Origin of the sequence: Bradyrhizobium sp. NBAIM18, from assembly GCF_020193825.1 — a bacterium.
Taxonomy (GTDB): Bacteria; Pseudomonadota; Alphaproteobacteria; order Rhizobiales; family Xanthobacteraceae; genus Bradyrhizobium; species Bradyrhizobium yuanmingense.
On sequence record NZ_JADYVO010000051.1, the window covers coordinates 1 to 5,526 of the forward strand.

The window sequence follows — 5,526 nt, forward strand, 5'->3', positions numbered from 1 at the left end:
CCGCCGCCGCTCGACCGATGTGATCACCTCTGCCCGCGAAATCGTCATAGCGCTTCTCCTAGGATTACCCCTAGGACCTGCAGCGCTCGCCTCCGTCAAACAAGGCGGCCGTCAACGGAGGCGTACGTCCTAACGCACTGCATGAAACACGCAAGGGAGAAGGCTGCCGCGTGCGCCCGCCGCGGGGCGACTTCTCGGTGGCGACTCGACGGAGAACGTCCGCCTTTCATCGCCATCTAACGCCCGAGACCATCAACGCCGTCTACGCCGACGGCTATGAAAGAACCCGTTGGCTCTCCTATGCCAGCTATGCTGCGCTGGTGCCCCTCCACAGCTGCCGAGCAGCCGCGGGCACGTGCGTTGCGTCGTTCGGAACTAGCCGCTTGGTCAGTGCCATGCCAGCGGCGACCTGGTCCCCGCGCAGCGACGTGGCGACCAACGGGTGCCAGCCTCGAAGCGAAGAAGACTGCTCATGCGGCATAATCCGGCTTGCGGCATAATCAGCGAGCTCGCGGATGAAAAGCGGTGATCATCACTGCTGCAGACTGCGAATATGAACAACGTCGATCATTCGCATGATCACCACAACGCTTCAGCGTATCCCTAATGGCTGGCCCAGGACAGAAATCGAGGCGCTAATGCCAAGGAACCCACGCCGCCAGCGGCCTTTGGCTCGCGGCTTCCGAGTTCTTTCAAGGTGCGCCTGCAGCCACGGTGCGGACCGGCACATAAGCAATGCTGTCGCTGCTCCGATCGTGGCCTTATAATACAAATTGCGGGCACCAATGCCTGGACGGCCTTCCTGCTCTTACACCCGCGTCCGTTTTCAGCAAACGGCGACAATGAGCTGACCACCGGCCGCTCGAAAATGCTTTGCTTTACCGAAGGCGCATTGCCATCAGAACTGGCCGATCAGACGATCTTGGGAAAGTACTAGGCGACGGCCCCAAGCTCGTCGTCGCTTATATGATCTACACGATTCGACTGCTCAACGCTGATGTTGTTGTATCTTGAGATTATCCAACAACTTCGAGCCTTCACTGAACGATCTCGACCAAGATCGCTCTGCCAAGTCCAGATAGCTTTTCAGCAACTCGGAGGGCGTTTTGACCTCAGCAACGACTTTTAGAAAATTGGCGTGATCGTGCAAAGAGGAAGCAGTCAATCTCAAACCGTCTTTCAAAGCCGCCGCGAAGAAGTTTGTCGTTGCTTCGATCGACTTCTGCCAATCTGCAAACACGAATGAAGCGCGCGTGGCTGCCGTCGACTGCTTAGTGTGCTCGGCGGCGCCACCTGGCCCAGCAGCCGATGCCTGGGTCACTTGCGGCGCTTGCTGTGTACGGCGTTTCTCGTCTTCAGCTACGCTCGATGCCATTGAACGTCTCCTCTCTGAACTGTAACGTTGTGATTGGTTTCGCGGCTCAGCTCAATCAACCTTCAGAGGGTAACACGATCTCCAATATGGGACACCTGCCACTTTTGGTAGCCCTGATCGCAAGGACCTGACTTAAGGACGACATTTGACGTGACCAATGCTGGAGGCGGATTGTTCAGTCTGCCAGATTCCCGGTAGGTGCTCCGATGGCTATATTTCGCGGAGAGTCTGAATCGGCATGTCGCAAAAGCCGTGTAGAGAGCGACCAGTGGGTCTATGGAGTCGGCGAAGATGGTGTTCAGGCGTTCTGCGACTTTGGCATCGAAAACCTGATCGAGCTCGTCAGGTTCCACAAAGAAAACCCCAAGCTGCTCAGCGCTGGCACGGGAATGAACCAACCAGCCTGTGGCCTACACCGGCTACACCGGATCGGCGCACCGGCGGGTGCTTTCGCGTACAGCGGCGCATCCGACCATTGCGCCGTCCATGGGTCGGAGCCAAAATGGTAGTTCAAGCCGATCTTTCCGATGTGATAGTTGCTGGAGAGGCCCGTTGTGTTCGCCGGAAGAATTGCGAACGGCGGGTTCTGCTCCGTCGGAGGAGTCGCGACACTCGGTCCGCCGAAATGCAGATAGTCATACTCAGCTTTCACCGACCATGCAGGCGTAAGCGCTTGCTCGACGCCCAGCCCGATGGTGGCGCCAAGGCGACCATAGTCGAAGTGGGCTTTCTCCTGTGGCGACCCGCCTTCGAAGTTGTTGACGACGTCGCCCCGGTTGTTTTGCCAAGCGACGCCTCCCTTGAGATAGGCCGGCGTGTGGCCCAGCGCGCCAAACGCGTAACCGACGCGACCGGTCCCGGTGGCAAAGACGTTGGGACCTGCCTTGCAGTTTGCGCTCACAATAAAGCCGGAGGCGGCGAGGCAGGTATTTGTCCCGTCGGAGACAGCACCGCTGGCATCCAGTTCGACACCAAATACCCAACCGTTCTTCTGCCAATTGTAGCCGATCTGGCCACCGGCGAGGAACACTGGGGTATCGACGACATCGCCATAGATCGACGGACCGTAGGGATTGCTGAAGGAGGTGCGGCCGTAGCCGCCGCCGACGTGCCCGCCAATATAGCCGCCGGTGGCAGTTTCACTCCTGGCTCGAGGTCTGCCGCATTCGTTGCATCGGTTGCGACGAGCGCAATTGTCGTGGCTCCCAAAAGAAGAACTCCAGATCGCATCCAACACGTCCCTGTATTTTCTCGGTCCACGACCGAGCGCCCTTAAGTTATCGCGCAGCAAAACCGTCGGGGCGGACCAGACGCTAACACCGACGCGCGCCGAGTCCGTCCCGAAGACCATCGCACTGCGATTGGTGATGATGCGGCAAAGAGAGCAAGTCGCGTGCCGAAGTGAATTCGCGGGCTCTGCAGGCACTTCGTCGCGGCGTCCGGCGTCAAGTTGCTGACAATGGTCTCAATGCCGACAGCCAGCGCAGCCGGTGCAGTACGTTCGGCTACCGGGACCAAGCGCTCAAGATCGAGCTGGCCGGATTAGACGAGACCTGCGCCGACAAGGGCACGGCCGATGATCGTGATCGATGCGCCGCACTTCCACGCTGCTGTAGTCCTAGGACCGACAAGCCGCGTGATCCGAACACACCCCATCCTCAGCTACATGCTCGGCTGGGATCGGCAGCGCGTGGTCTCTGATGCCGAGCGCAAGGGATGGCGCGCGACGTGGGTCGATTGACCCGCGCGAGGCCGCCGAGGGCAATCGGTTGCAAAGGTACTTTGGGAAAGCCGAGGCGGCCCGGGATCGCGGGACTGCGCACCTTGCGCATATCTCGCGCTTTCCCTTTCGGCCTTTGACTGCGCTGCGAACCAGCTAGAAATCGGCCAGAAGACGCGAGGAAAATTGGCGCGGAAATGGACGCACAAAGCCGCAGTCGAGCTGTGGCTCATCGGGCGAATGCGGCCTTAATTAGCGCAATTTGCGCCAGCAGTCGCCAAGGCGTGTTTCAGAAAGACCCATAAGACGACGTGAGTGTCTTTTGTCCGTGTTGTGTAGCACCAGTGTTCGTTCCCCTAGCGGAAGACGTGCGTACGCTCGCCCCGGGCCGGGAGGTATTTTGGCAAGCCCGACTCTCACGTGCATGTGCCAATCTGGCGCCTTCATCGTATGCCTACGGCGGCGAAGCACTAGGTCATTCTTCAAGCTCATCAAGCAAGATGCGCTTGTCGTGGAGCTCCCTGAGGTACTCGGCAATCGAACGCTGCGTCTCCTGCCATTCGATGCGTTCTTCCGCGGTCCAAAGGAAACACTCAAGTTTGAAGCGAGCTTTCTCAGCCTCTGCGAATTCATTGTAAAGCGTGATATCTCGCTCCACTTCTTCGAGCTGTTCACGAATGGTCCTTGGCATAGCCGGCCTCTGGGGCTTTGCCTCCAGCCAGTGGGCATATTCATCTCAATTTGCGCGATTTAGCAACTACTCATTTTCTCGGTGCGGGAAGCTGACGCAAGGCGCTACTACCGCAAAACAGGCTTCGTATTTGGCTTCACGAGGGCTGAATAACGGTCCGTGTTTTGGAACGCCACCCCGATAAAGTCTCCCTGTCGCCACATGAGGCGACAAGGAGAGGTGGTGCGAAACCCATCGAAAGAAAGCGAAAACTCCGTCGGCAGAAGCGTGAGTCCGTTAAGCTGAATGCCAGCGCCTCTACTGGATAGATCACGCACCAGGCATGGCTCGGAGGTGATGTGTCCCGGAATTGAGAGAAGAACCTCTCGCCACACCGACTGCCTTTCGAGGGACCGCCGGGACCAATTCTTCCCTTCGCGTTGACGGACCTTTTCTTGCAAATCCTTTAGCTCTCGGTACTGGCGCTCCAGGCTCATATCCCTCATTCTCCGTTATTCTTGTTGGCGCTTCCCACATTATTCCGAAACCCAATAACCATCGCGATAAATTCTAGAGCGATCCTCAGGTTGAGGGAATTCCGGACGACTACCGTTTGTGGCCGATCGCGATTTCGCGGTTGGACCCGTAGCTTTCCGGGCCTTGAATGGCACTGCTGGCCTCAACGGTGGAGATGGCGGCAATGGTGCAAAATACCACGGTAGGCCTGTGGCCGCTCGCCGCAGAAAGGACTGTCAGTGGCTGGGGTGGAGGTGTTGTGTAAAGACGATTGTGTAAGGCAAATTGTCCTCCCGGTGTGTTCCTTCAGTATGTCAAAAGGCAGGATTGAGCGGATGGTATTGCCACAGCAAGGCCGTTAAATCTTCATAATACCCCACCATCTTGGTAGGTGCGTCGCAGTTCGCCTTTGGCGATAATGCCTCATCGCGACCGTCACTCGTAAGGGGCGGAAGCATGTGAATCTGCCCACCAAGATCGCCCCCTCGAATTAACGCCAAGAGATCACCATCCAAGCCGCTAGAATAGCTTTCGCGATAGCCATGACGGCAGTGGTAGCTGCGGGGGCGTTCTTTGCTATCCGCCTTTTGATTCGATTCTACGGATAGGGTCCCGCCGCTGCACCTCCAGCCGAACCGACCACAAATGGAGGCCGTGTCGTGATGGCGAATGAACAGGATGTTATCATTGGACGTATTGCCGAGATCGAGATCGACAAGTCGGCTGCCATCATAGTTGAGCAGATAGATGATGAAATCTCCATTGCCATCGCGAGCGTCGTCGGCGTTCACCTCCAGGTGACGGCGGGGCAGGCACGTGAGTTATCTCGATCCTTAGCTGTGGCCGCGGAGAATGCTGAAAAATTCCGCGCGTCAGCCAAGACGTAGTGGCGCCCGCTCCACTATCACCGCGGGATTTCAGTCAGGTTGCGCCATACAGGTCGGCCCGTTGCCCTAGTGAAGCGCGGCAATCTCCTCCAGGTTCTCATCGTTGTCGGTTAAGATGATGACGCCCTCAATCCAATCCTCAATAATGCTGGTTACTGCCGTGGGCACTGGCCAAAGGGGCCGATGGTGATTCCGGGCCCTCGTTCCAATGAGCGTCGCGGCGTACCAGCCGGGGATGTCCCGATCGCTGTTGAACTAGGTCGGATCGACGTTGCCGGAATGAATGTTACGCGGCCCTCGTGACGTGGGCAACGGGGTTGATCGTCATGCGATTGTGGCGAGCTTGAAGAGCCGCACG

The 5,526-nt window shown here is 57.9% G+C and carries 4 protein-coding genes and 1 pseudogene; 2 read left to right on the forward strand and 3 right to left on the reverse strand.

Features of this window, described 5'->3' with window-relative positions; genetic code table 11:
• Positions 1–988: 988 nt before the first annotated feature.
• Positions 989–1,375 (reverse strand): hypothetical protein, encoded by a 387-nt coding sequence (locus I6F17_RS37240; RefSeq protein WP_036046585.1) that lies wholly within the window; start codon positions 1,373–1,375, stop codon positions 989–991.
• Between the two features lie 559 nt (positions 1,376–1,934).
• Positions 1,935–2,726, reverse strand: a pseudogene (locus I6F17_RS37245) (outer membrane beta-barrel protein); the annotation flags it as partial.
• Between the two features lie 225 nt (positions 2,727–2,951).
• On the opposite strand from I6F17_RS37245, the gene I6F17_RS37250 reads away from it, so the two are divergent.
• Positions 2,952–3,116, forward strand: a complete 165-nt coding sequence (locus I6F17_RS37250) for a hypothetical protein (protein WP_157785314.1) — start codon at positions 2,952–2,954, stop codon at positions 3,114–3,116.
• A gap of 454 nt (positions 3,117–3,570) precedes the next feature.
• Here I6F17_RS37250 and I6F17_RS37255 read toward each other — a convergent pair whose 3' ends face one another.
• Entirely contained in the window at positions 3,571–3,786 is a 216-nt protein-coding gene (locus I6F17_RS37255) for a hypothetical protein (protein WP_036046582.1), read from the reverse strand.
• A 1,157-nt stretch (positions 3,787–4,943) separates the two neighbouring features.
• Here I6F17_RS37255 and I6F17_RS37260 point away from each other — a divergent pair.
• Positions 4,944–5,168 (forward strand): hypothetical protein, encoded by a 225-nt coding sequence (locus I6F17_RS37260; RefSeq protein WP_109146016.1) that lies wholly within the window; start codon positions 4,944–4,946, stop codon positions 5,166–5,168.
• Positions 5,169–5,526: the final 358 nt, after the last annotated feature.